Here is a 22,215-nt window from a genome sequence, read left to right as displayed (position 1 = left end):
GCCCCACCTATTGCTATGATGCGTGATTTGACCTGGTTCAGGCGACAGCTCGCTTGAACCGGCGGCGGCGTCCGAAGCCAAGAGCCAAGATAGCCATGCCGAACAGTCCGAGCATGCCGGGTTCCGGGACGGGGGTGCCGCCGCTGGTGGTGGAACCGCCGCTGGTCGTGCTGCCACCGCTGGTCGTGCTGCCACCGCTGGTGGTGGAACCGCCGCTCGTCGTGCTGCCACCGCTGGTGGTCGAGCCGCCGCTGGTGGTGGAACCACCGCTGGTCGTGCTGCCGCTCGAGCTTCCTGTCGGCCAGCAGATATAGCGGCTGCCGTAATAACCACAACGCGAGCCACCCGAGCTAGTGGAGCTGCCCGAGCTGGTTGAGCCGCCGGAGGTCGAGCTGGTATAGGTCGTCCAGTCCCCCTTTGCATCGATATCGCGCGGCATATTGTTGCCATTCCTGCCATACAGCCAGAGGAATGAGCTGTCGGTACCCAAGCGGAACTGGGTATGCTTGGGCCAGCTCGACCAGAACGCGTTGACCGTTTCCGTCCATTTGGTGCCGAACAGGAACGAGCGTTCGCGCCGGAGCCACCCGCTGATCGAATCGACCTTATAGGTGTTCCCATAGGAACTGAGGTTTGGGTCAAAATTCTTGATCGCGGATCCGGTCATAGTCAGGTTGATGTTCCGTCCTATGAAGTTGGCAGTCCCGGCAACGGTGTCGATGCGAATATTGGTCGTGCCGATCTTGCCGTCAAACGAGGTTTGATAATTGTATATTGCAGCCGATGCTGGTTGCGCTGCCAAGAGCGAAGCCAGACCGATTGTCGCAAGTGCGAATTTCTTCATAACTATCTCCTGATCGCCAAGCTCAGGCGCCACTGAAAGGTGTCCGATATCATTGAATGGTGCGATAGCCGTTAACGTTTGATAGTCGAGCAGCGTGGTGGGGTTGTGCCATTTAGGGAAGGTTGGGCGAACCAAGATTAACAGAGCCCATTCGCCCGATCCGCACGCAGCCCGAACCATCATGGTGGATGGTATGGCCTGTTTTGCGTCGGGCAGCGGGTTTCCCGCGATAATCGCTCGCGCGCGAGCCGATTAACCAGAGCATTTAACAACAATTCACTTTTGCTGGGTAGAACGGCTCCCGGCAATTTCAAACGCTGCATATACCATATTGGGAACAGATTTATGCGCCGCAGTTTCAAATACACCGCACTTGTGGTCATCGCGCCTATGCTTCTCGCAAGCGGCTGTAGCGGTTTGCAGGACAACGCCTTCGAAAAGGCACAGGAAGCTTATGCGGCGGGCCAGTACGGTACCGCACAAGAATTCGTCATTTCCGAGCTAAAGGCCGAACCCGACAACGAAGCGGCACGAATGCTCTATGCGCGGATCCTTTTGGAACTCGGCAACGGCACGCGGGCGGAAAGCGAGCTGAAAAAGCTTTCCAAGAGCGCAAAATATGGTGCGGAAGCGAAGGCGTTATTGCCCAAGGCCGCCTTCTTGGAGGGGCGGCTGGACAAGGCGCTCGAGCTGACCGAAACAATTTCGGGACCTTTTGCGCACCATATGGCCTGGGCGCGGGCTTTCGCGTTGATTTCTCTCGATCGTAACGACGAGGCGCGGACCGTTTTGCGCGAGGCTTTGGAGGCACAACCGGACGATCCGGAATTGCGCCTGCTGCAAGGCCACATGCTGCTGGCCGACGGCAAAGTCGAAGAAGCGCGTAAATTGGCCGATGATTTGTCGAAAAAGCGACCGAAAGTCGCGCAAGTCATGTTGTTCAAAGGTCAGGTCGCCTTGGCACAGGGCGATAGGGACGGAGCCTTCGACGCCTTCAAGAAAGCGGTGGAAAGCCAACCCGAAAACCCCATCATGCTAGCCGCGCTGGGAGACAGTTATCGCGCGGCCGAGGATCTGGACAAGGCAAAGGAATATTATGGGCGCGCCCTGTCCGTCGCTCCTGGCAGCACGATCATTCAGCTATCATTGGCCGAAGTGGAATTCTTCTCCGGCAACGAGAAGATCGCCAAGGAAATCATCCAAAACAATCAGGCGGCTATCGAGGCCATGCCGGGTGGCCTACGTCTGTCCGGTTTCGTGGCGGCAGAGGAAGGCAACCACAATACGGCGGTTGCCAAGCTTACGCCATATCTCGAACGTCAACCTGGCGATGCCCTGGCCTGGGCGGCCCTCGCCGATTCTCACCAGGCTTTGAAAAATGCCGGAGCAGAGAAAGAGGCACGGGCGAAGCTTGCGCGACTGGAAAGCGGCAGTGGTCAGCTCGAGACGGCAGTGCAGGACGCGAAAAGCGATATGCGCCGCGAACTCGACCGTGCCAATCAAGCGATCGGCAAGGAGCGTTGGCAGGAGGCGGACAGGATCTATTCCAGTCTCGCGACCGGGGAGGGCAGCACCAATCCCGTGGTGTTCAACAATGCGGCGATGGTGAAATTGCAACTGGGCGACAAAGCCGGAGCGCTCAAAATGGCGAGGCGGGCCTATCAATTGATGCCCGATGATCCCTATGTCCGGGATACGTTGGGCTGGACCTTGTTCATGAACAACAAGGATATCGAAACCGCTTCACAGCACCTCACGGCGGCGTATCGCGCCCTGCCCGACAATCTGGAGATTAGCTGGCATCTCGCGCAGGTATTGGCGGCCGCCGACAAGCGGAAGGAAGCGATCGCCCTGATGGAACGACTGCGGCCCGGGCTCCCCGCTTCCCAGCATGCCGAGCTGAATCGCATGATCGCTCAACTGAAAAGCTGAAGGCTGCGTTTCGAGACGCGGCACCGACTTCTTGGGGGAGGGAGAGGAATGTCGGCGGCCGCGTCTCTACTCGCTGCCATATCGCCTCGCCGGTGCGGGGCCGATAGCCTGCCGCTGGTGGCGAGGAAGGCCAGAAACGTGGCTGCTTGGGGGGCCAGCGCTTCTGTAACTCGTCCGGGACGGGAGTGTCAGGGTTCACCGTCCGGCTGTGAGTAGGAAATAATCTTTCATGCCCGCGTACAAAAGTGAGAAAAGATCGAAAGATGTTGCGTTTTACGCAAGGGCGAAGGAGCGCTTTCCTGGCGACGAAACCCGATCTCCCCCGATTACCTGGGTCTAAGTAGGCGATTTGGCTGTCGAATTGCATGTCGGTAACCAGCCGCGGCGGAAGAGCATGCGGCAAGCGTCGGTAAGCAAAAGAGCAAAAACACGGTGCCGGATCGCGCCATCGTTGCGCCTTTGCGGATAATTCTCCGGCACTGCGCGGCAATCGTCCGAGCGGCGCTGGACAGGCACGGCGTGCTGCTCTTAACGGGATGGCCATGCAGGCAGAACATCTTCCCGATTCCATTCTCATCGTCGACTTCGGCAGCCAGGTCACCCAGCTCATCGCACGTCGTGTGCGCGAAGGGGGCGTATACTCCGAGATCGCGCCTTTCACAGAGGCGGAGGAGGCGTTCCATCGCTTGCGGCCCAAGGGCATCATCCTGTCCGGTTCGCCCGCCAGCGTGTGCGACGAGGGCAGCCCGCGTGCCCCACAGGTGCTGTTCGACAGCGGATTGCCGATCCTCGGCATCTGTTATGGTCAGCAGGTGATGAGCCAGCAATTGGGCGGCGAGGTCCGTCCCGGGCATGAGACTGGCGAAGGCGGGGAGTTCGGCCGCGCCTATCTCACCGTGACCGAGGATTGCGCGCTATTCGACGGTCTGTGGAAGACCGGAGAGCGCCACCAGGTCTGGATGAGCCATGGCGACAAGGTCACCCAGTTCGCCCCCGGCTTCAAGATCGTCGCGACCAGCGACGGTGCACCCTTCGCGGTGATCGCCGACGAAGAGCGCAAGTACTACGGCACCCAGTTCCACCCCGAAGTGGTCCACACGCCCGACGGCGGCAAGCTGCTCGCCAATTTCGTGCGCCATGTCTGCGGGCTCGCTGGCGACTGGACCATGGCCGAATTCCGCCGGACCAAAATCGAGGAAATCCGCGAACAGGTGGGTGACGGCAAGGTCATTTGCGGGCTGTCGGGCGGTGTCGATTCCGCCGTTGCCGCAGTGCTCATTCACGAAGCGATCGGCGATCAGCTGACCTGCGTATTCGTCGATCACGGCCTTATGCGCATGAACGAAGCAGAGCAGGTCGTGACTCTGTTTCGCGACCACTACAATATCCCGCTCGTCCATGTGAACGCGGAGGAAATGTTCCTTGGCGGTCTCGAAGGCCAGACCGACCCCGAGAAGAAGCGCAAGTTCATCGGCGGCGCATTCATCGACCTGTTCGAGGCCGAGGCGAAGAAGATCGGCGGCGCGGATTTCCTCGCGCAGGGTACGCTCTATCCCGATGTGATCGAGAGCGTTTCCTTCACCGGCGGGCCGAGCGTCACGATCAAGAGCCACCACAATGTCGGCGGCCTGCCCGAGCGCATGAACATGAAGCTGGTCGAACCCTTGCGCGAATTGTTCAAGGACGAGGTGCGCGAACTGGGCCGCGAGCTGGGCCTGCCGGACATCTTCGTCGGCCGCCATCCCTTCCCCGGGCCTGGCCTCGCGATCCGCATCCCGGGAGAAGTCACGAAAGAGCGCTGCGATATCCTGCGCAAGGCCGATGCGATCTATCTCGAGGAAATTCGCAATGCCGGTCTCTATGATGCGATCTGGCAGGCCTTCGCCGTTCTGCTGCCGGTCAAGACCGTCGGCGTGATGGGCGACGGGCGTACCTATGACAGCGTATGCGGCCTTCGCGCGGTGACCAGTACCGACGGCATGACCGCCGATGTTTACCCCTTCGACAGCGCTTTTCTCAGCCGCGTCGCGACGCGCATCATCAACGAAGTGCAGGGCATCAACCGCGTGGTCTACGACTATACCAGCAAGCCCCCCGGTACGATCGAGTGGGAGTGAAGCGAGGCGGGGTCGCACCCGGCGTCTGCGAGACCGTGCAGTAATCCTATCTCGAGGCGGTTCATCGAAACTTGATCTGAATCAACGCCTTTCACGCGAATCGCCTGCATGATGTGACCACAACCGTACAAGCGGGAGCCACGCAATGTTCCGAATGATGCTCATCCTGTTGCCGATTGTGGCGACGTCTTTGATGGGAATGGCCGTCATCGCGGTGCTGTCGATGGATATGAATGCCGAATGGCAACCGATCGCCATCGCTGCGGCTGCGGGATTGATCGTTTCGTTTCCGATTTCCTGGTTCGTTGGCAGGCGGATAGTGGCGGTGACGGGCTGGGGCAACTGACGGTCGGCGAAGCGCTGGCTTGCTGGCCCGGCAGTCGCTGGATTATTCCGGCGCGATGCAGCTCTCTCTCGGTCCCGATCCACGTGCCGAAACGCTCCGGCGCCTCCAGCTCCTGCTGGTGCAGCGCTTCGGACATATAGGGCGGGCCACGGCGGAAAGGCGGAGACCCGAATGGGCGATCGTGCAGGGCGTGATCGGGGCGCGAACCAAGTCGGAGGTTTCGAACGCGGCGACCGATCGGTTGCTGACACGCTATGGCAGTTGGGAAGGTGTGGCGGGGGCACCGCTCGATGCGCTTCAGCAGGAACTGGCTTCGCAGACCTACCCCAATATCGCGGCGGAGCGGCTCAAGGCATGCCTCACCGATCTGATCGAGCGACGCGGCGCGGTGGACCTGTCGCATCTGGAGCGGATGGATACGGGCGATGCGATGGACTGGCTTGAACAGCTCCCTGGCGTCGGGCGCAAGATCGCTGCCGGGGTGATGAATGCCTCGACACTGGATCGCCGCGCGATAGTGCTCGATTCGCATCATCGGCGCATCCTCCAGCGCATGGGCCTGGTGCCGCCAAAAGCCAGCACGGCGCGCGCCTTCGATGCCATCATGCCCGCAATGCCCGAGGAATGGTCTGCCGCAGACTATGACGAGCATCATCTGCTGATGAAGAAGCTCGGTCAGACATGGTGCCGCCCATCCTCACCGGCTTGTTCCGATTGCCCGGCCCAAGCGCTGTGCGAGACGGGGCGCAAACAGGCCGAAGAGATCAGGCGGTAACGCGTGCCATTTTATAGGCGGCAAACAGCAGCGCACCGCCGGCGCACCGATCAAGCACCCTCACAACCCGACCTGGAATACCACTCCGCGAGATACCGTGGCCCAGCGCAGCATATATCGTATAGACCAGGCAATCGAGGACCAGCGTTGTCGCTCCCATAATTGCGATCTGCGGTGCAATGGGCGCGGCCGTATCGAGAAACTGCGGGAGGATGGCGGCAAAATAAAGCAGCGCTTTGGGGTTGGCGAACTCGACCACGAAGCCGCGCGAAAAAAGGTGCGTTGCAGGTCGTTCGCCACCCGGCCTGACGGTGAGGGTGGTGCTCTTGCCCGTGATCGCGCCGATTCCGAGATAGATCAGGTATCCCACTCCGATCCACTTGATGAGCATGAACAGGGTATCGGATGCGATAATCATGGCAGATATGCCCAGGGCGGACAGCGCAAAGAACACCGTATTGGCGCATGCCACGCCTGCGATGACGAACAGGCCTCGGGAAAGACCATTTCCTGCGGCCAAAGATGTGACAGCGATGGCTGCGGGGCCAGGCGTTAGGATGACCACGAAGGTAGTGGCGACAAACAGCAGGAATGTGGTGAGGTCCATTATCGGCTCCTTTTCTTGCGGAGCAAAATATGCTGGACCGTATTCGCAACTCCACCGGCAAGACGCCGGTGAAACAGGATTTTTTCCGGTGGATCCGAAAGCCGCCAATCGCCATGTTCTCGATCGCAGGGATCGCGCTCTCATAGCTGCCCTGCGCCGGAATGCGCGTGCAAGCCTGGTTGCCCTGGCGCGGGAAATCGATCTGTCGCGAAGCGCCACGCATGACCGTATTAGCCGCCTGGAGGAACTGAAAATTCTGCGCGGCTATACCGTTCGCGTGGACGAGGAATTGATCGACGACATCCGGGCCTTCATTACTGTCACGCTCGATGATGATAGTGATCAAAAGGCCGTGGCGGTCCAGGTTTCACAATTTAGCGGCGTGCAGCGGGCGTTCTGCCTTGCGGGCGAGATCGATCTTCTGGTGGATTGCCGCTGCGATACCGCACAGGACCTTGGCCGCTTGCGGGATCGAATCGGTGCGCTTGAAGGGGTGCGATCCTGCGGTACGCGGCTGGTGCTGGCGACACATGACTGAGCCGGGCACAAGGGCATTGGCGCAATGAGGCGTATCGGCTCGATCCTGTTGTGGTCCGCAATCGCAGCGGCATTTATCGGACCCGGCACGGTCGCGGCCGCTGCCAGCGCGGGCGCGGGAACGGGAACCGCGCTGCTCTGGGCCATTCTGTTCTCCGGCATAGCCACTTTCGCCTTGCAGGAATTCGCCGGGCGGCTGGCGGTGGCCACGGATCAGGATCTCGCCACCGTTCTGCGCCGCCGCTATCCCACCGGTTTCGCGCGCGCGGCCACGGTGCTGCTGGTCGGCGGGGCGGTTCTGCTGGGATGCGCAGCCTATGAGGCTGGCAATATCCTCGGCGGCGCGGCGGGCACGATGCTGGCGCTCGACCTGCCCAGAGACGTGGTTACGGTGATACTGGCACTAGCGGCGGGCAGCCTTCTGCTCGCCGGATCGCCGCAAGTCGTCGCCAGGCTGATGGCGATATTCGTCGCCTTGATGGGAGCCGGCTTTCTGGCGGTGGCAGTCTCGCTCTCGCCTCCTCTCGGCCCTGTGCTGGCAGGGCTCGTGCCAAACCCGGGCTTTGCGGACGATCCTGCCGCGCTGCTGGGCGTACTGGCGTTGGTGGGCACCACCGTCGTCCCTTACAACCTCTTCCTGGGGGCGGCACTGGCGCGAGGGCAGAACCTGCGCGAAATGCGATTCGGCCTGGCCGTTTCGATAGGAATCGGCGTGCTGATTACCTCGGCGATCCTGATAGTCGGCACCGCGCTTGCGGACGCCTTCTCGTTCGAGGCGCTGGGCGACACGCTGGCGAGCGAGCTTGGCGCATGGGCGCGAACCGGCTTCGGCATCGGTTTGCTCGCAGCCGGGATATCCTCCGCAGTCACCGCCCCGCTCGCGGCTGCGCTGACCGCACGCGGACTGTTCGGCGCAGCCGACGCGCCGGAATGGGGGGCAAGCGGCTGGCGTTTCCGGTCCGTCTGGTTGGCTGTTCTGGGGATCGGCCTGGTGTTCGGCCTTGCCGATATCCGGCCCGCACCGGCGATCCTCGCCGCGCAGGCTTTCAATGGCGCGCTTCTCCCACTCGTCGCGCTGTTCCTGCTCGCGGCTATGAACGACGACGCGCTGCTGGGCGAAAACGCCAACGGCCTTGCCGCCAACGGCTTCGGTCTGCTCGTATTGGGAGTAGCGACCATGCTCGGCCTCACTGCGGTTGCCCGGGTGGCGGGTTCGATCTTCGGGTTCGAACTGCCCGACCCGGGCCTGATGCTGCCCGCCTTCGCCGTTCTCGGCGTGTTCATGGGCCGCGCCGTGACACGCCGCGCCCGGTGATGACTGGCCCGCTGCCGGAGGATCAGGTCGAAGAAGTCTACCGCCGCCTGTCGCAGGCGATGCCCGGGCGCACACGCGGGGCGAAAGGGCCGAAGGGTCAACCCGATGCGTTCCGGTCGTGCATATCCTGCATGCTGTCGGCGCAATCGCTCGACAGGAACACCGCCGCTGCCGCCAATGCGCTTTTCGCACTCGCGAAAACGCCGCAGGACATGCTCGCGCTCGACGAGAGCGAGATAGCGGAGGCAATCAAGCCATGCGGGCTCTACAATAGGAAAGCGCGCAATATCCGCGCGTTCTGCACAGCGTTGCTGGCGGACCGTGGCGGGGTGGTGCCCGACACGCGCCAGGGGCTGATGGCGCTGCCCGGCATCGGGCGCAAATGCGCGGATATCGTGCTGAGCTTCACCTTCGGCAAGGACGTGATCGCGGTCGACACCCATGTGCACCGCGTGTGCAACCGTATCGGCCTGACCGACGCCAAAACTGCCGATAAAACGGCTGCGCAGCTCGAACAGCGCTCCCCGCGCTGGACACTTCGCGACGGACATTTCTGGCTGATCCAGTTCGGTAAGCGCATCTGCACTGCGCGCGCGCCGAAATGCGAGACATGCCCCGTCTCGGATATGTGCCTCTCCTACCGCGCAGGGCAGAAGGGCTGAGCCCGGAAGGTTGGCTTGCCGGTGCCGAGGAGGCCCCGCACCGCGACGTCGCGACGCTTAGCCTTCGGCATCGACCTTGGTGTAGGGTATGAAGTCGTCGAGCAGGAGCACACCGCTGAAGAACCCGCCCACGCGGTCGACCAGTTCTATGGTGTCTGTGCGGCAAAGCGAGCTGCCGCTAAACCGCTTCAGCACCATCACATCGCTATCGTCGATGCTGTCCGGATTGCGGGTATAATTGACCCAGATCGTCTTGCCGTCGCGATAGACCAGCGCGGTATTGTCGATCTGCGTCAGGTTGCGGCTGCCGAACGTGTTGATGCAGCTTTGCGGCTCGCCCGCCACACGCCCTTCGAGCATGTCGGCAAGCTTCTTCTCGCCGCGTGTCATCTCTTCGGATTCTTCCGCCAGAGCGGGAGCGGCCAACAGACCGAGCGCGGCAGTTGCGAGAGCTAGAGGCTTGAGCATGGCGAATCTCCTGTTGAGCGCAGGAATACTAAACCATGATGGCTGAACCTGCGATGAGTTATGCAGTGCCGCCTACCGTGATGCCGTCGATCAGCAGGGTGGGCTGGCCGACGCCCGCTGGCACGCTCTGCCCGCCTTTGCCGCACATGCCGATGCCTTCGTCGAGCGCCATGTCGTTACCGATACCGCGAACCTTGGTAAGCACGGTCGGGCCGTCGCCGATCAGTGTCGCGCCCTTGATCGGGGCCACCACTTTGCCCTTTTCGACCTTGTAGGCCTCTGTGCAGGCGAAAACGAATTTGCCCGACACGATATCGACCTGCCCGCCGCCGAAACTGGTGGCATAGATGCCGTCGTCGACGCGGCTGAGCAGCTCCTCCGGATCGTCATGGCCGCCCTGCATGAAAGTGTTGGTCATCCGCGGCATGGGCGCGTGTTCATAGGATTCCCGGCGACCATTGCCGGTCGCCTCGACTCCCATCAGCCGGGCGTTGAGGCGGTCCTGCATGTATCCCTTCAGGATACCGTCCTCGATCAGCACCGTCTCGCGCGTGGGCGTGCCCTCGTCGTCAATGCTCAGCGAGCCGCGACGGTTGGCGATGCTCCCATCGTCGATCACGGTGACTCCGGGCGCGGCCACGCGTTCGCCGATCCGTCCGGCAAAGGCGCTGGTGCCCTTGCGGTTGAAATCGCCTTCCAGCCCGTGGCCGACCGCTTCGTGCAGCAAGACCCCGGGCCAGCCGGGGCCGAGCAGCACGGTTTTTTCGCCGGCAGGCGCCTCGACGCTTTCGAGATTCACCAGCGCCTGGCGGACCGCCTCGTCGACCGCATTCATCCAGCGGCCCTCGTCGAACAGATCGTCGTAGAGATAGCGTCCACCGAAGCCGAAGCTGCCGGTTTCGCGGCGGCCGTTGCTCTCGGCGACGATGCTTACGTTGAGGCGCACCAGCGGGCGGATGTCGCGCGCGGTAAACCCGTCGGCGCGAATGATGTCGATCGCGCTCCAGCTTCCCGCAAGGCTGGCACTGACCTGCGCCACGCGCGGGTCCCTGGCACGCGCGATGGCATCGATCTTCTCGAGCAGGCCGACCTTTTCGGCGAAGGGCACGAGGTCGAGCGGGCTGGCGTCGGTATAGAGATGGCGGTTGGTGCGCTCGGGCGGGGCGGCGTGCGGCGATGTGGTCGCATCGAGCAATTGCAGTGTTTCGCCTGCGCGCGCGATTGCCCTCGCGCTGATCTCATTGGCGTGGGCGAAGCCCGTGGTTTCGCCCGATACCCCGCGCAGGCCGAAGCCCGAATCGCGGCTGTAATCGGCGGTCTTCAGCCGTCCGTCGTCGAAGGCGAAACTCTCGGTCGCCATGAATTGCAGGTAAAGCTCGCCATCGTCGCACGGCGCCAGCAGGCGCGCGGTCAGCGCCTTGGCTTCCTCGGGATCGAGCTGGCTGTAGAGCAGGGCGTGCGGGTCGTTGGGGTCGGTCATTCACCCCATGTAGGCATTCGCACTCGCTTGCGCGAGGGGCTTGGCGCCTGACCTACCGGTGGCCCGGATCCCCGCCCTCGGAGATGTCGGTCAGGGTGGATTGGTCCACCCCGTCCGCCGGCCCGCCTTCGAGCACGAAGCGTCGGTCGCAATAGCCGCAATCGACATAGCCGTGCTCGTCGATCTCCAGCCACACCTTCGGATGGCCGAGCGCGATAGGCTTGTACCGCTCGCCGCTGCGAATGTCGGTTGCACCGTCGCACCACACGCGGCGCGTGGTGACCTTGGACACTTCGGGAGGAGGCAGGCTCATGGGTCAGGCTGTTAGCGTCGGGCAGCGATGCCCGCAACTAGCTTGCGCGAGGGATCCTCGTGCCGCGCAACAGGATCGCGTCGACCTCGCCGTTGGGGGAACGGTCGAGGCCGAAAAACTGCCCGTCAACCTCGCGCAGCAGCCGGTCTCCCTCGATCGGTTTCAGTTCGATCCTGTCACCCTCGTTCGCACTCATGGTCAGCCCGGTCTCCGATGCCTCGATGAGATAGGAGAAATCGTCCAGCCGATAGAGGCCGATGATTTTTGCCGTTTCATCGGCATCCAGCGCCATTTCCCGGACCACTTCCCGGTAGGGATGAGGCCATCCCATGCGATCCGCGATAGCATCGGCCAAGGCACGATATACGATTGGGCCACGTTCCCCGTTGGTCAGGATGACGATGCCGCCGTCACGGTCGGGGAAACCGAACATGATCGCCTTGAAACCCGCATTCGAACCGGAATGCGCGAAGAAGCGATCATTCGCGTTAAGGCCGGTTCCGAAGCCCAAGGCGTAATTTACGCTGTCGTCGGGCGGGGTGAGCAGACGCGTGGCCCCTTCTTTTGAAACGAGATCGCTCTCTCCGGCAAGTGCGCTGTTCATGGCAATGACGAAGCGCGCCATGTCCTCTGCGGTCGACCACAGGCCTGCCGCTGCAAGCTCCGGATAACGGCGGTATCCTCCCTCGAGCTGCGTGCCCTCGGCATCGTGTGCTCGTGCATGGTTTTCGCCGGGTTGGCCAAATCCACTGTTCTTCATTCCCAGTGGATCGAAGACGGTGCGCTTTGCCAGTGCAGCGAAGCTTTCGCCGCTATCGTCCTGCAGGGCGCGTTCGATAATCTGGTAGCCGCCGCCGGAATAGCGGAAGCCTTGGTCCGGCCGGCGCTCTACGATCACGGGATCGCTGTTTGCGGGATCCGAGCCGTCGAGGATTTGAGTGAGGCTGGGTATGGCGTCTGTGGCCGCATATCCGCGGAAGCCGGCCGTCGATGTTCCCGCGCGATGGCTCAGCAGCTGCGCGAGCGTTATGTCTGACGGATCGACCTCCTCCACATCCTCGGCGGTGCGCAATTCCCAATCGGCAAGCAGCTCGGAAATGGGGATATCGAGCGTGTTGCCGCGACCTTCCAGATACGCCAGCGAAAGGAACGCGGTCACCGGTTTCGACAGGCTTGCGATATTGAAGCGCGTCTGGCCGTCGATCGGCCCGAAGGCCTTGACGTCTACGACCTTGCCGTTCTCGACGACCGCCACGGAGACCGCCGGAACATCGTAGTCCGCCATCCAGTCTGCAAGCTGGCCCTCCTGCGGCTCTTCACCTTCGATGATGACGGAAGGAAGCATGGCCTCCGCCGCCGCTTCGATCGGCGAGATCGCCATCACCAGACTTGTCAGAATTTCCAACACCGGATCCTCCTTCTCATCGCATAACGAATGGTGTCTTTACGTGCCAATCGGGTGCCAGTAGGCCGCCGCTATGTATAGTCCCCCGGCCATCCGCATCGACAATCTCGTCAAGGAGTATGCCTCGCCGGGGCCGGGCGAGCCGCCGAAGCTGGCCTTGAAGGGCGTGAGCTTCGATGTGCCGCAGGGCGGGATCTTCGGATTACTGGGGCCGAACGGGGCGGGCAAGTCTACGCTGATCAATATCCTTGCCGGGCTGGTCACCAAGACCGAGGGAAGCGCGGAAATCTGGGGTTTCGACATCGGGGAGAACCCGCGCAATGCGAAGCGCAGCATCGGGATCGTCCCGCAGGAGATCGTCTTCGATCCCTTCTTCACGCCTTTCGAGGTGCTGGAGAACCAGGGCGGCTTTTACGGCATTCCGAAAAGCGAACGCCGCAGCGAGGAGCTGTTGCGGGCAGTGCATCTTTGGGACAAGCGCGATGCCTATGCGCGCACGCTCTCAGGCGGCATGAAACGCCGCCTGCTGATCGCCAAGGCCATGGTCCACTCTCCGCCCATCCTCGTGCTCGACGAGCCGACTGCCGGCGTCGATGTGGAACTGCGCCGCCAGCTCTGGGAACTCGTCACCGAACTGAATCGCGAAGGCGTGACCGTTGTGCTGACCACGCATTATCTCGAGGAGGCCGAGCAGCTCTGCGACCGGATCGCGATTATCAACCATGGCGAGCTGATCGCCGACAAGCCGACCCGCGAACTGGTCGGCATGGCGCGGGAGAAGATCGTCGCGGTCACCGTCGACAAAGATCTGGGAGGTCCGATCATGGAAGAGGCCTTCACCAAGGCCGAGGTGATCGAACCGCGGCGGCTCGAAATCACCTATGATCGCGACAAGGCGAGCGCGGGTCAGGTGCTCGCGATCGTCCAATCGCATGGCTACGCGATAGAGGATGTCACCACGCGGGAGGCCGATCTGGAAGACGTCTTCGTCCAACTCACGGGCGCGGGGTAATTCGTCAGGCGAGACCTGCGCGTTCCAGATCGCGGCGCATCTGGCTCTTGCGGAAACCACGACCCGAAAACAGCCGCGTGAAATCGGCCCAGTGGTCGAAATGCTGCAATTGGCGGTGATAGTAATTCACATATTCCAGGGCCGCCAACAGAGCGGCTGCGAAGGCGACCCAGAAATCGCCGCGCGACCGGGCGATGCCGGGCTCGATCAGTGCGCCGATCACTCCCAGAACGGCAAGAATCGTGGCGATGAACAGCGGACGGCGCCATTTTTTCACGGTCCGCAATGTAGGGCGCAGGGTGTCCTGCCCTTGCAACTGGGCCAGCTTGGCGCGCCAGTAGAGCGTGCCGACCAGAAGCAGGCCGCACATCGGAACGAGGGCGAAAAGCGCAAGCGGCCCCACTTGCCCGCCTGCGAGCGCAACCATTATCGCGGGCAGGATGACGACGTTCGCGCCTTCCATTTTCCAATAGCTCGACAAGCGCTTGGCGAGATCGCCCTTGCTGGCGGGGTTTTCGACCATCGCCGCGTTCAAGCAAAGCGGACATGAATAGGCAAGGGATTGCCTCGCGGAATCCGGGTTAGAGGAAACCGCGCGGCCCAAGACCTGCATCGTGCACCTGAAGCAATTGCCAATGATGCGGTTCGATTTCTTCCATCGGTGCCTTGCAATTGCGGCAGCGCCCAACCTGTTGGCCGCTAACGCGCTTCACGTTTTTCTCATCTATACGGTGCCTGCCGACAGCGCAGGCAATTCGTCCCAGTCCCATTGACGACCCTTAATTCCCGGTTTTCGTTATCCCCTGCCGATTCGGGCGGTAATGTGGCGAAGCAAAAACCTTAACCGTGCTGCGCCGGAGCGTTCCCTGCTTGCCGCGTAACGATTGGCTCGGCATGACGCGCGCATGACAGACACATCTCACGACGTCCTCGTCATCGGATCGGGCGCTGCCGGACTAACCGCGGCGCTGGCGCTGGCAGAAACCAAAAAAGTGTTGGTGCTGGCGAAGGGTCGGCTCGACAGCGGCTCGACTGCCTGGGCGCAGGGCGGGATCGCCGCCGTGCTCGATGCGGGCGATACGTTCGAGAATCACATTCGCGACACAATGGTCGCCGGTGCCGGTCTCAACGATATCGAGACGGTCGAGTTCGTGATCGAACGCGCGCCGGCCTCGATCGACCGGTTGTGTGAACTTGGCGTGCCTTTCAATCGCGAGGCCATGGATGAAGGGGGCGACCTCCACCTCACGCGCGAGGGCGGTCATTCGCACCGCCGGATCGTCCATGTGAACGACGCGACCGGCTGGGCGGTGCAGGCCGCGCTGCTCAAGGCGGCGGAGGAGAATCCGAACATTACCCTGTTGCCGGGCCAGAGCTGCATCGATCTCGTGACGGGCCGCAACCAGGCCGACTATTCGGGTTCGGGCCGGGTGTGGGGCGCCTATGCGCTGGACGAGGAAAGCGGCAAGGTTGTGACCCACCTGGCGCGCGCCACAGTGCTCGCGGCGGGCGGCGCGGGGCGCGTCTATCTGTTCAGCACCTCTCCCCGCGGCGCGACGGGCGACGGGATCGCCATGGCCTGGCGTGCCGGGGCGCGGGTGTCGAACATGGAGATGATGCAGTTCCACCCGACTTGCCTTTACAATCTCGAGGTCAAGAACTTCCTCATTACCGAGGCGGTGCGCGGCGAAGGCGGGCGGCTGTTCAATCCCGTCACCGGCGAGCGCTACATGGAGCAATACGATCCCGAGCGCATGGAGCTGGCGCCGCGCGATATCGTCGCGCGTGCGAATGACGATCAGATCAAGCGATACGGGCTGGACTATGTCCATCTCGACATCAGCCATCGATCGCCCGAATTCGTGGTCGAGCATTTCCCGACAATTCACGAGAAACTTCTCGGGCTCGGGATCGACATGACCAAAGATCCCATCCCAGTCGTCCCCGCACAGCACTACACATGCGGCGGGGTGAAGATCGGGCTCGACGCGAAGACCGATTTACCCGGTCTGTGGGCGGCAGGCGAATGCACCGAAAGCGGCCTGCACGGGGCCAACAGGCTGGCGTCGAACAGCCTGCTCGAATGCTTCGTTTTCGGCGAAGCGGCGGCCAAGGACATTCTCGAATGCTGGGACCAGCTCGACGATCCACCCGCAATCCTGCCATGGGATGAAAGCAGGGTCACCGATTCCGACGAAGAGGTGGTCATCAAGCAGAACTGGACCGAGATCCGGCGGTTCATGTGGAATTATGTCGGCATCGTGCGCACGACCAAGCGGCTCGAACGCGCAGGCAATCGGATCGAGATGCTTCGGCAGGAAGTGGAAGACTATTACGGCAGCTTCCGGGTCACCACCGATCTGATCGAGCTACGCAATCTGCTCGAATGCGCTGCCCTGATCGTGAGGAGCGCGCTGAAGCGGCACGAAAGCCGGGGGCTGCATTTCATCATGGATTATCCGCAGACCGACCCTGTCGCGCGCGACACCGTGCTCGTCCCGTGAGGGTGGGCGGCGGCATCGGTGGACTCCGCCACGGTCGCCCGGCTCAATCCAAGTCCCGGTTGGGCCGCATCGGCGGCATATCGCGCCCGAATTGGTCTGCAAGGGGCTGGCTGTCGCCGAGTGCGATATTGTCGATTTGAAAATAGCGAACGGTCACCGCATCGAGCTTGCGATAGAATGTAACGCCGATCCTGCGATTATTGGCCCATATGATCTCGCCTTCGACACAAACCCTGTCGATCAGCGTGACCGTCACTTTCCGGCCCCTCGATGCGCTCTTGCTGTCGCAAGCGATCATGCAGCCGTCATCCGAAAGGTTCAGCATCCGGCCCCGCATCACGGCATCGTTCACCGAGACCAGAATTTCCTTATTCGTATTGAAGCGTTTGTGCCTACGCCGTTCCATTTGTTGATGACCCCAGCGACCCGAGCATTATGCCCGGTTATCAGGGTCCTCCGGTCACAAGCCTTCGTATTGTAAAAATGCGTCAAATCCGGCCGGGAAAGACGGATTTCCTGCATGGAACCTAACTTCTCGGCAAGGCCCATCCGCCGAAAGACCAGTCGCCGCGCGGCGACCATTGATCGGATGCGTAATGGCGGACGACATGGGCGTCGATCGGTTCGAGAAAAAAGATGCCGATGCTTTCGCCCAATTGCCAAGCGACTTGGCCCTGAGCGATGTATTCCGGCAGAAGCGCCAGCTCGACCGGCGCGCCGATCCTGGGTGTGAGATCGGGGCATTCGACCATGCAGCCGGACGGCGATAGATTGCGCATGGCGCAGCGCAGGCCGATACCGGCGATGGTGATGCGCACGAATTCCTGTGTGAGCGTGCGCCCTTCGCGTCTACGATCGACCATGGCGTGTCCTGTTGCTGTCGGTTTGCGACCGCAATCAAGATGGACCGCGAACGCCAGGCGCGCTTGTATCCGAACGACATATTCGCGCGCGCTTTTACCCGGCGGTTACCATAGTTTTACCCTTCTCCCGATTTCGCGATGGACAATCCTCGGCAATTCCGGTGAGTTTGCGGGAAACGGGTAGAGGGAGACGCGGTTTGCCCAAGGTGACAGCGAACGAAATCGAGATTCATTACGAGGCCCATGGCGACGAGGCCAATCCGCCGATATTGCTGATCATGGGCTTCGGCGCGCAACTGACATTATGGCCCGACGAGCTGGTGGAGGCGCTTGCCAACCACGGCTTTCGTGTCATTCGCTACGACAATCGCGATATCGGACTCAGTCACAAGTTCGACGGTGTGAAGGCGCCCGGCCTCGTCAAGATGACTCTGCTGTCCAAGATCGGCCTCACGCCCAAAGTGCCTTATACGCTAGCCGATATGGCCGATGACGGGGCGGGCCTGCTCGACGCACTGGGAATCGCCAAGGCCCATATCGTCGGGGCGAGCATGGGGGGAATGATCGCGCAGCATTTCGCCTCGCGCCACGCGGACAAATGCCTCTCGCTCACCTCGATTTTCTCGTCCACCGGCAATCCCAAGCTGCCGCCCGCGAAACCCGAAGCGCTGAAGGCCCTGGTCACACGGCCCAAAACCACCGAGGAAGAGGCGCTGGTCGAACATGGCATCATGCTCGCTCGCACCATCGGTTCGCCCGGCTATCCAACCGCAGATGAACGCCTGCGCGAACGGACCAGGGCGAGCGTGCGGCGCAGTTTCTATCCCGAAGGGCCGACTCGGCATTTGTCGGCCATCGTCGCCGATGGCGACCGGCGCGACATGCTCGAAACCATTTCCGTGCCGACTTTGGTTCTGCATGGCGAGGACGATCCACAGGTCCCTTGCGAAGGCGGCCGCGATACCGCTGCCTCGATTCGCGGAGCGAAGCTGAAGACGATCCCGGGATGGGGGCATGATCTCCCGCTCGAACTGGTCGACGAGCTTGCCGATGCAATCGCCGACCATGCAAAGGCGAATGCGGGCTAGGTGGGTTCGTCTTCGAGCCGCGACCGAGCGCGGCAGCCTACACCCGCTTCCGGATTCCAAAATTGCGCGTCCGGATTCGAACGAATCTCAACCCGGCACGATCATTTTTGCCCGCAAAATTTTTTTCCCGGATTCATTTTCGCCCTTGCGCTCGCCGCGAGTCCAGCTTCGTCCACGCGTCGCGGCGTTGCAACAAGATAAGTCACCATGCTCCGACCCTGCGTGTCCGCGGTAAATCGCCGCCAACCCCCTTGCGCTGGAGTCCCGGCTGATTCAGTATCTAGTGGTAGAGCGGCTGGGGGTACCCACAAGACCTAGCGATTTGCGGCGGACTTCCCATATTGGAAGATTGGCGCGACCAAGCGGGCCTGTGGGAAAAAAGGGACAAGTTTTTGCCCCGGAGCCGCAAGGAATTGGTAGGCGAGGGCGATGCCCCGGCGACTCGAACACAAGCGGAACATGCGGGGCCTGGAATCAGGCACGCGAATGATACGGACAGCGGGGCAGACGATGGATTTCAAGAGCGGGGACGATACGGCGATGGCACTGGATCTGGATAGGCAGGACACCGTCGAGGAGCCCACTACCGGCAAGAAAGCGGTTGCGATGGACAAGATTGACAAAGGCAGCGAAGAACTCGTCCAGGAAGCGGCGGGCGAGGCGCTGGCCGGTGCTGTGGCGAGTGCGGCTGCAGCTGCCGCCAAGGAAGACAGCAAGAAAGTGCTCGACCGGCGTTTCGACGTGCAGATCGACGAGAGCCGAGACGCCCTGCTGACCGAATTCGGCAAGGAAACGCTAACCGATCGCTACCTGCTGCCGGGTGAGAAATATCAGGACCTGTTCGCGCGTGTCGCGGATTATTTTGCCGACGATGCGGACCATGCGCAGCGCCTCTACGATTATATTTCCAGGCTGTGGTTCATGCCGGCGACGCCGGTTCTGTCGAATGGCGGCACCACGCGCGGCCTGCCGATTTCGTGCTATCTCAACAGCGTGGCCGACAGCCTCGACGGGATCGTCAATACCTGGAACGAGAATGTCTGGCTGGCTTCGAAGGGTGGCGGCATTGGCACCTATTGGGGCAATGTCCGCGGCATCGGCGAACCCGTGGGCCTCAACGGCAAGACCAGCGGCATCATTCCTTTCGTCCGCGTGATGGACAGCCTTACGCTGGCAATTAGCCAGGGTTCGCTGCGCCGCGGTTCGGCTGCCTGCTACATCGACGTCTCGCACCCCGAGATCGAGGAGTTCCTCGAAATCCGCAAGCCGAGCGGCGACTTCAACCGCAAGGCGCTGAACTTGCATCACGGCGTGCTGGTGACCGACGCCTTCATGGAGGCGGTTCGCAACGGCGAGGAATTCGATCTTCTAAGCCCCAAGGACGGTTCGGTCCGCAAGACGGTCGACGCGCGTTCGCTGTTTCAGAAGCTGGTCGAAACCCGCCTTGCGACCGGCGAGCCCTATATCGTGTTCTCGGACACGGTGAACCGGATGATGCCCAAGCATCACCGCGAGCTGGGCCTTAAGGTTTCGACCTCGAACCTGTGCGCCGAAATCACGCTGCCGACCGGGATCGACCATCTCGGCAACGATCGCACGGCGGTCTGCTGCCTGTCCTCGCTCAATCTCGAGAAATGGGACGAATGGAACGAGGACAAGACCTTCATCGAGGATGTCATGCGCTTCCTCGACAATGTGCTGCAGGACTATATCGATCGCGCACCCGACGAAATGGCCCGGGCGAAATATTCGGCCATGCGCGAACGCAGCGTCGGCATGGGCGTGATGGGCTTCCACTCCTTCCTCCAGTCCAAGGGCATCGGCTTCGAAAGCCCGATGGCCAAGGTGTGGAACCTCAAGATGTTCAAACATGTCAGCGCCAAGGCCGAAGAGGCTTCGCTGGTGCTCGCTCAGGAACGCGGCCCATGCCCCGATGCCGCCGAAACCGGCGCGATGGAGCGCTTCAGTTGCAAGATGGCGATCGCGCCGACCGCGTCGATCAGCATCATCTGCGGCGGCACCAGTGCCTGCATCGAACCGATCCCGGCCAATATCTACACGCACAAGACGCTGTCGGGCTCGTTCATCGTCAAGAATCCCTATCTCGAGAAGATCCTCGACAAGAAGAGCAAGAATTCGACCAATGTCTGGAACTCGATCCTCGAGCAGGGCGGCAGCGTCCAGCATCTCGATTTCCTGACGGCGGAAGAAAAGGCCGCCTTCAAGACCAGCTTCGAGATCGACCAGCGCTGGCTGCTCGAATTCGCGGCCGACCGCGCGCCCTTTATCGATCAGGCGCAATCGCTGAACCTGTTCATTCCGGCCGATGTCGACAAATGGGACCTGATGATGCTGCACTTCCAGGCGTGGGAGAAGGGCATCAAATCGCTCTACTACTTGCGCTCGAAGAGCGTGCAGCGCGCCGGTTTTGCAGGCGGTGTGGAAGCCGACAATACCGCGGATGCGGCCAAATACGAACTGGCCGCCGGCGGTGAGCAGACCGATTACGAGGAATGCCTCGCCTGCCAGTAAGCGAACGAAAGCCCGCATAAAACGCCCCGGGGCCGCCGACCGCCAGGATCGGCGGCCTCGAGCTTATGTTGATCGCGCGCTCGATCGTCCTCTGGCTTACCGGAATGGCACCGATTGAAGGACATTCGGCCATCGACCGATGGCCACGGGTCCGGGCTCCGTCGCAAACCGCGCCGCGCGCAGAAGAGGTGTCAGGCGGCCATCAAGCTGCGGTTCCGCCCTTCGGCCTTGGCGCGATAGAGCGCGGCATCGGCTCTTGCCAGCATATCGGCGAGTTCCGGCACATTGGGGCCTTTGTGCAGCGCGATACCGATACTGGTAGTGCAGCTTACGGTGGTGGCGCTGGCAGGGTGATCGATCTCTATCCGCTCTATCGCAACGCGCAATTCCTCGGCGATCGCATGGGCCTGGGTGGCATCGTCGGCGCGCAGGAAGACCACGAACTCTTCGCCGCCGAAGCGCGCGGCAAGCCCGCCATGACGGCTGGCCGAATGCCGCATCACTTCGGCCACCGCGCGCAGGCAGGCGTCACCCGCCTGATGGCCCCAGTGATCGTTGAACGCCTTGAAATGGTCCAGATCGACCATGAACAGCGCGGTACCGGCCTGCCCCACCGTCACCGGAGTTGCATAATGCTCGGCGAAAGTGTCTTCCGCCCGGCGACGGTTCGCGAGCCCGGTGAGCGGGTCGTTCATCGACAGCTCGGTCAGTCGCGCGTTGCTTTCCTCCAGAGCCTTGGCGCGTTCGTCTGCCTGGAGTGTCAGCAACAGGTTCCGCCGTTCGATCCAGTGGATGCGGTGGGCCAGAACGGTGGCCGCGCCCATGGTGAGCATCATGATCGGGATGAATGTCTTGGCGTAATCGACAATGGCCCCATGGAGGAGCAGGAACCCTCCCACCGCCAGCCCATACAGCAAGGCGAAACCGATCATCTGCCACCGGCGAAACGGCAGCACCGGCAGGGCAAGCCCGAACAATGTCACGACCCCGAGAGCCAGGAGGGCATTGTCAGGCGAGGGAACGAAGGCGCTTGCATAGGCCATACTCACCCCGAAGCCGATGAGCGACAGGCCCATCAACAGCTTTTGCAGGGCAAGCAGCCGTCGGGGAAGCAGCAGCGCGGACAGGGTGAAGGGCAGTACCGCCCCCAACCTGACCGCGGCGATTTTCGTGAAATGATCGGACGCGATCAGCGCGTCCACCCCCAGCGATAGAACGGCCACCGCCGTGCCCAGCGCCATGAGGAACCGCCCTTCGCGATAGTGCAGATCGCCGAGCGATTCCGCGATTGCGGCATGTAGTCTGTGGTCCCACCCGCGCGGGGGCTTTTTGCCGGCCAGGGCGGCATGCGCCGCAGCGGCGAGGTCGAAGTCTTGCGCCCGGTCCATTTGCACTCGCGACTGTACCGGAATACC

21 protein-coding genes are annotated in these 22,215 nt (G+C 62.0%); 11 read left to right on the top strand and 10 right to left on the bottom strand.

Going from position 1 to position 22,215, the window contains the following annotated elements:
* Positions 1 to 37: 37 nt before the first annotated feature.
* Entirely contained in the window at positions 38 to 979 is a 942-nt protein-coding gene (locus tag DVR09_RS17490) for a PEP-CTERM sorting domain-containing protein (protein ID WP_177822614.1), read from the bottom strand.
* Positions 980 to 1,189: 210 nt separating this feature from the next.
* Here DVR09_RS17490 and DVR09_RS01370 point away from each other — a divergent pair, with 210 nt between their 5' ends.
* The 4 genes from DVR09_RS01370 (at position 1,190) to DVR09_RS01355 (ending at position 6,014) form a co-directional block, all read left to right on the top strand.
* On the top strand, positions 1,190 to 2,776 hold the full coding sequence (locus DVR09_RS01370; RefSeq protein WP_115415343.1) for a tetratricopeptide repeat protein: 1,587 nt from the start codon (positions 1,190 to 1,192) through the stop codon (positions 2,774 to 2,776).
* Between the two features lie 542 nt (positions 2,777 to 3,318).
* Positions 3,319 to 4,893 carry a glutamine-hydrolyzing GMP synthase gene (guaA, locus tag DVR09_RS01365; RefSeq protein ID WP_115417716.1) on the top strand — a complete coding sequence of 525 codons (1,575 nt, stop codon included), beginning with the start codon at positions 3,319 to 3,321 and terminating at the stop codon, positions 4,891 to 4,893.
* A gap of 154 nt (positions 4,894 to 5,047) precedes the next feature.
* Positions 5,048 to 5,239, top strand: coding sequence for a hypothetical protein (locus DVR09_RS01360; RefSeq protein WP_234041505.1), 192 nt, complete (start codon positions 5,048 to 5,050; stop codon positions 5,237 to 5,239).
* 19 nt (positions 5,240 to 5,258) lie between these two features.
* Complete coding sequence (locus tag DVR09_RS01355) at positions 5,259 to 6,014, top strand: endonuclease III domain-containing protein (RefSeq protein ID WP_234041504.1); 756 nt, start codon at positions 5,259 to 5,261, stop codon at positions 6,012 to 6,014.
* On the opposite strand, the gene DVR09_RS01350 is transcribed toward DVR09_RS01355, so the two are convergent.
* A complete protein-coding gene (locus tag DVR09_RS01350) occupies positions 6,004 to 6,621 on the bottom strand; it encodes a LysE family translocator (RefSeq protein WP_115415341.1) in 618 nt (205 codons plus the stop codon). The genes DVR09_RS01355 and DVR09_RS01350 overlap by 11 nt on opposite strands.
* Here DVR09_RS01350 and DVR09_RS01345 point away from each other — a divergent pair.
* The 3 genes from DVR09_RS01345 to DVR09_RS01335 are packed head-to-tail and all read left to right on the top strand — an operon-like array spanning position 6,572 to position 9,135.
* Positions 6,572 to 7,159, top strand: a complete 588-nt coding sequence (locus tag DVR09_RS01345) for an Lrp/AsnC family transcriptional regulator (protein WP_234041503.1) — start codon at positions 6,572 to 6,574, stop codon at positions 7,157 to 7,159. The genes DVR09_RS01350 and DVR09_RS01345 overlap by 50 nt on opposite strands.
* Positions 7,160 to 7,183: 24 nt before the next feature.
* Positions 7,184 to 8,473 carry an NRAMP family divalent metal transporter gene (locus DVR09_RS01340; protein WP_115415339.1) on the top strand — a complete coding sequence of 430 codons (1,290 nt, stop codon included), beginning with the start codon at positions 7,184 to 7,186 and terminating at the stop codon, positions 8,471 to 8,473.
* Positions 8,473 to 9,135, top strand: a complete 663-nt coding sequence (locus DVR09_RS01335) for an endonuclease III domain-containing protein (RefSeq protein WP_115415338.1) — start codon at positions 8,473 to 8,475, stop codon at positions 9,133 to 9,135. Before DVR09_RS01340 ends, DVR09_RS01335 begins: the two co-directional genes overlap by 1 nt.
* A 57-nt stretch (positions 9,136 to 9,192) precedes the next feature.
* On the opposite strand, the gene DVR09_RS01330 is transcribed toward DVR09_RS01335, so the two are convergent.
* Genes DVR09_RS01330 through DVR09_RS01315 form a run of 4 tightly spaced genes read right to left on the bottom strand, consistent with a single transcriptional unit; the run spans position 9,193 to position 12,804 of the window.
* On the bottom strand, positions 9,193 to 9,603 hold the full coding sequence (locus tag DVR09_RS01330; protein ID WP_115415337.1) for a hypothetical protein: 411 nt from the start codon (positions 9,601 to 9,603) through the stop codon (positions 9,193 to 9,195).
* Positions 9,604 to 9,661: 58 nt separating this feature from the next.
* Positions 9,662 to 11,083, bottom strand: coding sequence for a metalloprotease TldD (gene tldD / locus DVR09_RS01325; RefSeq protein ID WP_115415336.1), 1,422 nt, complete (start codon positions 11,081 to 11,083; stop codon positions 9,662 to 9,664).
* Positions 11,084 to 11,135: 52 nt separating this feature from the next.
* Entirely contained in the window at positions 11,136 to 11,396 is a 261-nt protein-coding gene (locus DVR09_RS01320) for a zinc-finger domain-containing protein (RefSeq protein ID WP_115415335.1), read from the bottom strand.
* 37 nt (positions 11,397 to 11,433) lie between these two features.
* Positions 11,434 to 12,804 (bottom strand): serine hydrolase domain-containing protein, encoded by a 1,371-nt coding sequence (locus tag DVR09_RS01315; RefSeq protein WP_115415334.1) that lies wholly within the window; start codon positions 12,802 to 12,804, stop codon positions 11,434 to 11,436.
* Positions 12,805 to 12,874: 70 nt separating this feature from the next.
* On the opposite strand from DVR09_RS01315, the gene DVR09_RS01310 reads away from it, so the two are divergent.
* Positions 12,875 to 13,813 (top strand): ABC transporter ATP-binding protein, encoded by a 939-nt coding sequence (locus tag DVR09_RS01310; protein WP_115415333.1) that lies wholly within the window; start codon positions 12,875 to 12,877, stop codon positions 13,811 to 13,813.
* 4 nt (positions 13,814 to 13,817) lie between these two features.
* Here DVR09_RS01310 and DVR09_RS01305 read toward each other — a convergent pair whose 3' ends face one another.
* Positions 13,818 to 14,336, bottom strand: coding sequence for a hypothetical protein (locus DVR09_RS01305; protein WP_162814809.1), 519 nt, complete (start codon positions 14,334 to 14,336; stop codon positions 13,818 to 13,820).
* A 382-nt stretch (positions 14,337 to 14,718) separates the two neighbouring features.
* On the opposite strand from DVR09_RS01305, the gene nadB reads away from it, so the two are divergent.
* Complete coding sequence (gene nadB, locus DVR09_RS01300; RefSeq protein ID WP_115415331.1) at positions 14,719 to 16,317, top strand: L-aspartate oxidase; 1,599 nt, start codon at positions 14,719 to 14,721, stop codon at positions 16,315 to 16,317.
* Between the two features lie 43 nt (positions 16,318 to 16,360).
* Here the strand turns inward: nadB and DVR09_RS01295 are convergent, their stop codons facing one another.
* Together DVR09_RS01295 and DVR09_RS01290 are read right to left on the bottom strand one after the other, a co-directional pair.
* Positions 16,361 to 16,723, bottom strand: a complete 363-nt coding sequence (locus DVR09_RS01295; RefSeq protein WP_115415330.1) for a PilZ domain-containing protein — start codon at positions 16,721 to 16,723, stop codon at positions 16,361 to 16,363.
* A gap of 121 nt (positions 16,724 to 16,844) precedes the next feature.
* Positions 16,845 to 17,180, bottom strand: coding sequence for a PilZ domain-containing protein (locus DVR09_RS01290; protein ID WP_115415329.1), 336 nt, complete (start codon positions 17,178 to 17,180; stop codon positions 16,845 to 16,847).
* A 206-nt stretch (positions 17,181 to 17,386) separates the two neighbouring features.
* Between DVR09_RS01290 and DVR09_RS01285 the strand changes: the two genes are divergently transcribed.
* Together DVR09_RS01285 and DVR09_RS01280 are read left to right on the top strand one after the other, a co-directional pair.
* The gene (locus tag DVR09_RS01285; protein WP_115417714.1) at positions 17,387 to 18,268 is read left to right on the top strand and encodes an alpha/beta fold hydrolase; all 882 of its coding nucleotides are present in this window, start codon (positions 17,387 to 17,389) and stop codon (positions 18,266 to 18,268) included.
* A 510-nt stretch (positions 18,269 to 18,778) separates the two neighbouring features.
* Positions 18,779 to 20,800 (top strand): ribonucleoside-diphosphate reductase subunit alpha, encoded by a 2,022-nt coding sequence (locus DVR09_RS01280; protein WP_115415328.1) that lies wholly within the window; start codon positions 18,779 to 18,781, stop codon positions 20,798 to 20,800.
* Positions 20,801 to 20,991: 191 nt separating this feature from the next.
* Here the strand turns inward: DVR09_RS01280 and DVR09_RS01275 are convergent, their stop codons facing one another.
* Complete coding sequence (locus DVR09_RS01275) at positions 20,992 to 22,188, bottom strand: GGDEF domain-containing protein (protein WP_162814808.1); 1,197 nt, start codon at positions 22,186 to 22,188, stop codon at positions 20,992 to 20,994.
* Between the last annotated feature and the right edge of the window lie 27 nt (positions 22,189 to 22,215).

The sequence above is a fragment of the Erythrobacter aureus genome, assembly GCF_003355455.1.
Taxonomy (GTDB): Bacteria; Pseudomonadota; Alphaproteobacteria; order Sphingomonadales; family Sphingomonadaceae; genus Qipengyuania; species Qipengyuania aurea.
Note: the sequence above shows the minus strand (reverse complement) of the source record. Positions and strands in the feature narration are given on the sequence as shown.

Bases quoted from the DNA above. Each gene is read 5' to 3' on its own strand.
- DVR09_RS01345 (WP_234041503.1), top strand. From the start codon at position 6,572: ATGACCACGAAGGTAGTGGCGACAAACAGCAGGAATGTGGTGAGGTCC.
- tldD (WP_115415336.1), bottom strand. From the start codon at position 11,083: ATGACCGACCCCAACGACCCGCACGCCCTGCTCTACAGCCAGCTCGAT.
- DVR09_RS01275 (WP_162814808.1), bottom strand. From the start codon at position 22,188: ATGGACCGGGCGCAAGACTTCGACCTCGCCGCTGCGGCGCATGCCGCC.
- DVR09_RS01305 (WP_162814809.1), bottom strand. From the start codon at position 14,336: ATGGTCGAAAACCCCGCCAGCAAGGGCGATCTCGCCAAGCGCTTGTCG.
- guaA (WP_115417716.1), top strand. From the start codon at position 3,319: ATGCAGGCAGAACATCTTCCCGATTCCATTCTCATCGTCGACTTCGGC.
- DVR09_RS01360 (WP_234041505.1), top strand. From the start codon at position 5,048: ATGATGCTCATCCTGTTGCCGATTGTGGCGACGTCTTTGATGGGAATG.
- DVR09_RS01320 (WP_115415335.1), bottom strand. From the start codon at position 11,396: ATGAGCCTGCCTCCTCCCGAAGTGTCCAAGGTCACCACGCGCCGCGTG.
- DVR09_RS01310 (WP_115415333.1), top strand. From the start codon at position 12,875: ATGTATAGTCCCCCGGCCATCCGCATCGACAATCTCGTCAAGGAGTAT.
- DVR09_RS01335 (WP_115415338.1), top strand. From the start codon at position 8,473: ATGACTGGCCCGCTGCCGGAGGATCAGGTCGAAGAAGTCTACCGCCGC.
- DVR09_RS01330 (WP_115415337.1), bottom strand. From the start codon at position 9,603: ATGCTCAAGCCTCTAGCTCTCGCAACTGCCGCGCTCGGTCTGTTGGCC.
- DVR09_RS01280 (WP_115415328.1), top strand. From the start codon at position 18,779: ATGGATTTCAAGAGCGGGGACGATACGGCGATGGCACTGGATCTGGAT.
- nadB (WP_115415331.1), top strand. From the start codon at position 14,719: ATGACAGACACATCTCACGACGTCCTCGTCATCGGATCGGGCGCTGCC.
- DVR09_RS01295 (WP_115415330.1), bottom strand. From the start codon at position 16,723: ATGGAACGGCGTAGGCACAAACGCTTCAATACGAATAAGGAAATTCTG.
- DVR09_RS01350 (WP_115415341.1), bottom strand. From the start codon at position 6,621: ATGGACCTCACCACATTCCTGCTGTTTGTCGCCACTACCTTCGTGGTC.
- DVR09_RS01340 (WP_115415339.1), top strand. From the start codon at position 7,184: ATGAGGCGTATCGGCTCGATCCTGTTGTGGTCCGCAATCGCAGCGGCA.
- DVR09_RS01370 (WP_115415343.1), top strand. From the start codon at position 1,190: ATGCGCCGCAGTTTCAAATACACCGCACTTGTGGTCATCGCGCCTATG.
- DVR09_RS01290 (WP_115415329.1), bottom strand. From the start codon at position 17,180: ATGGTCGATCGTAGACGCGAAGGGCGCACGCTCACACAGGAATTCGTG.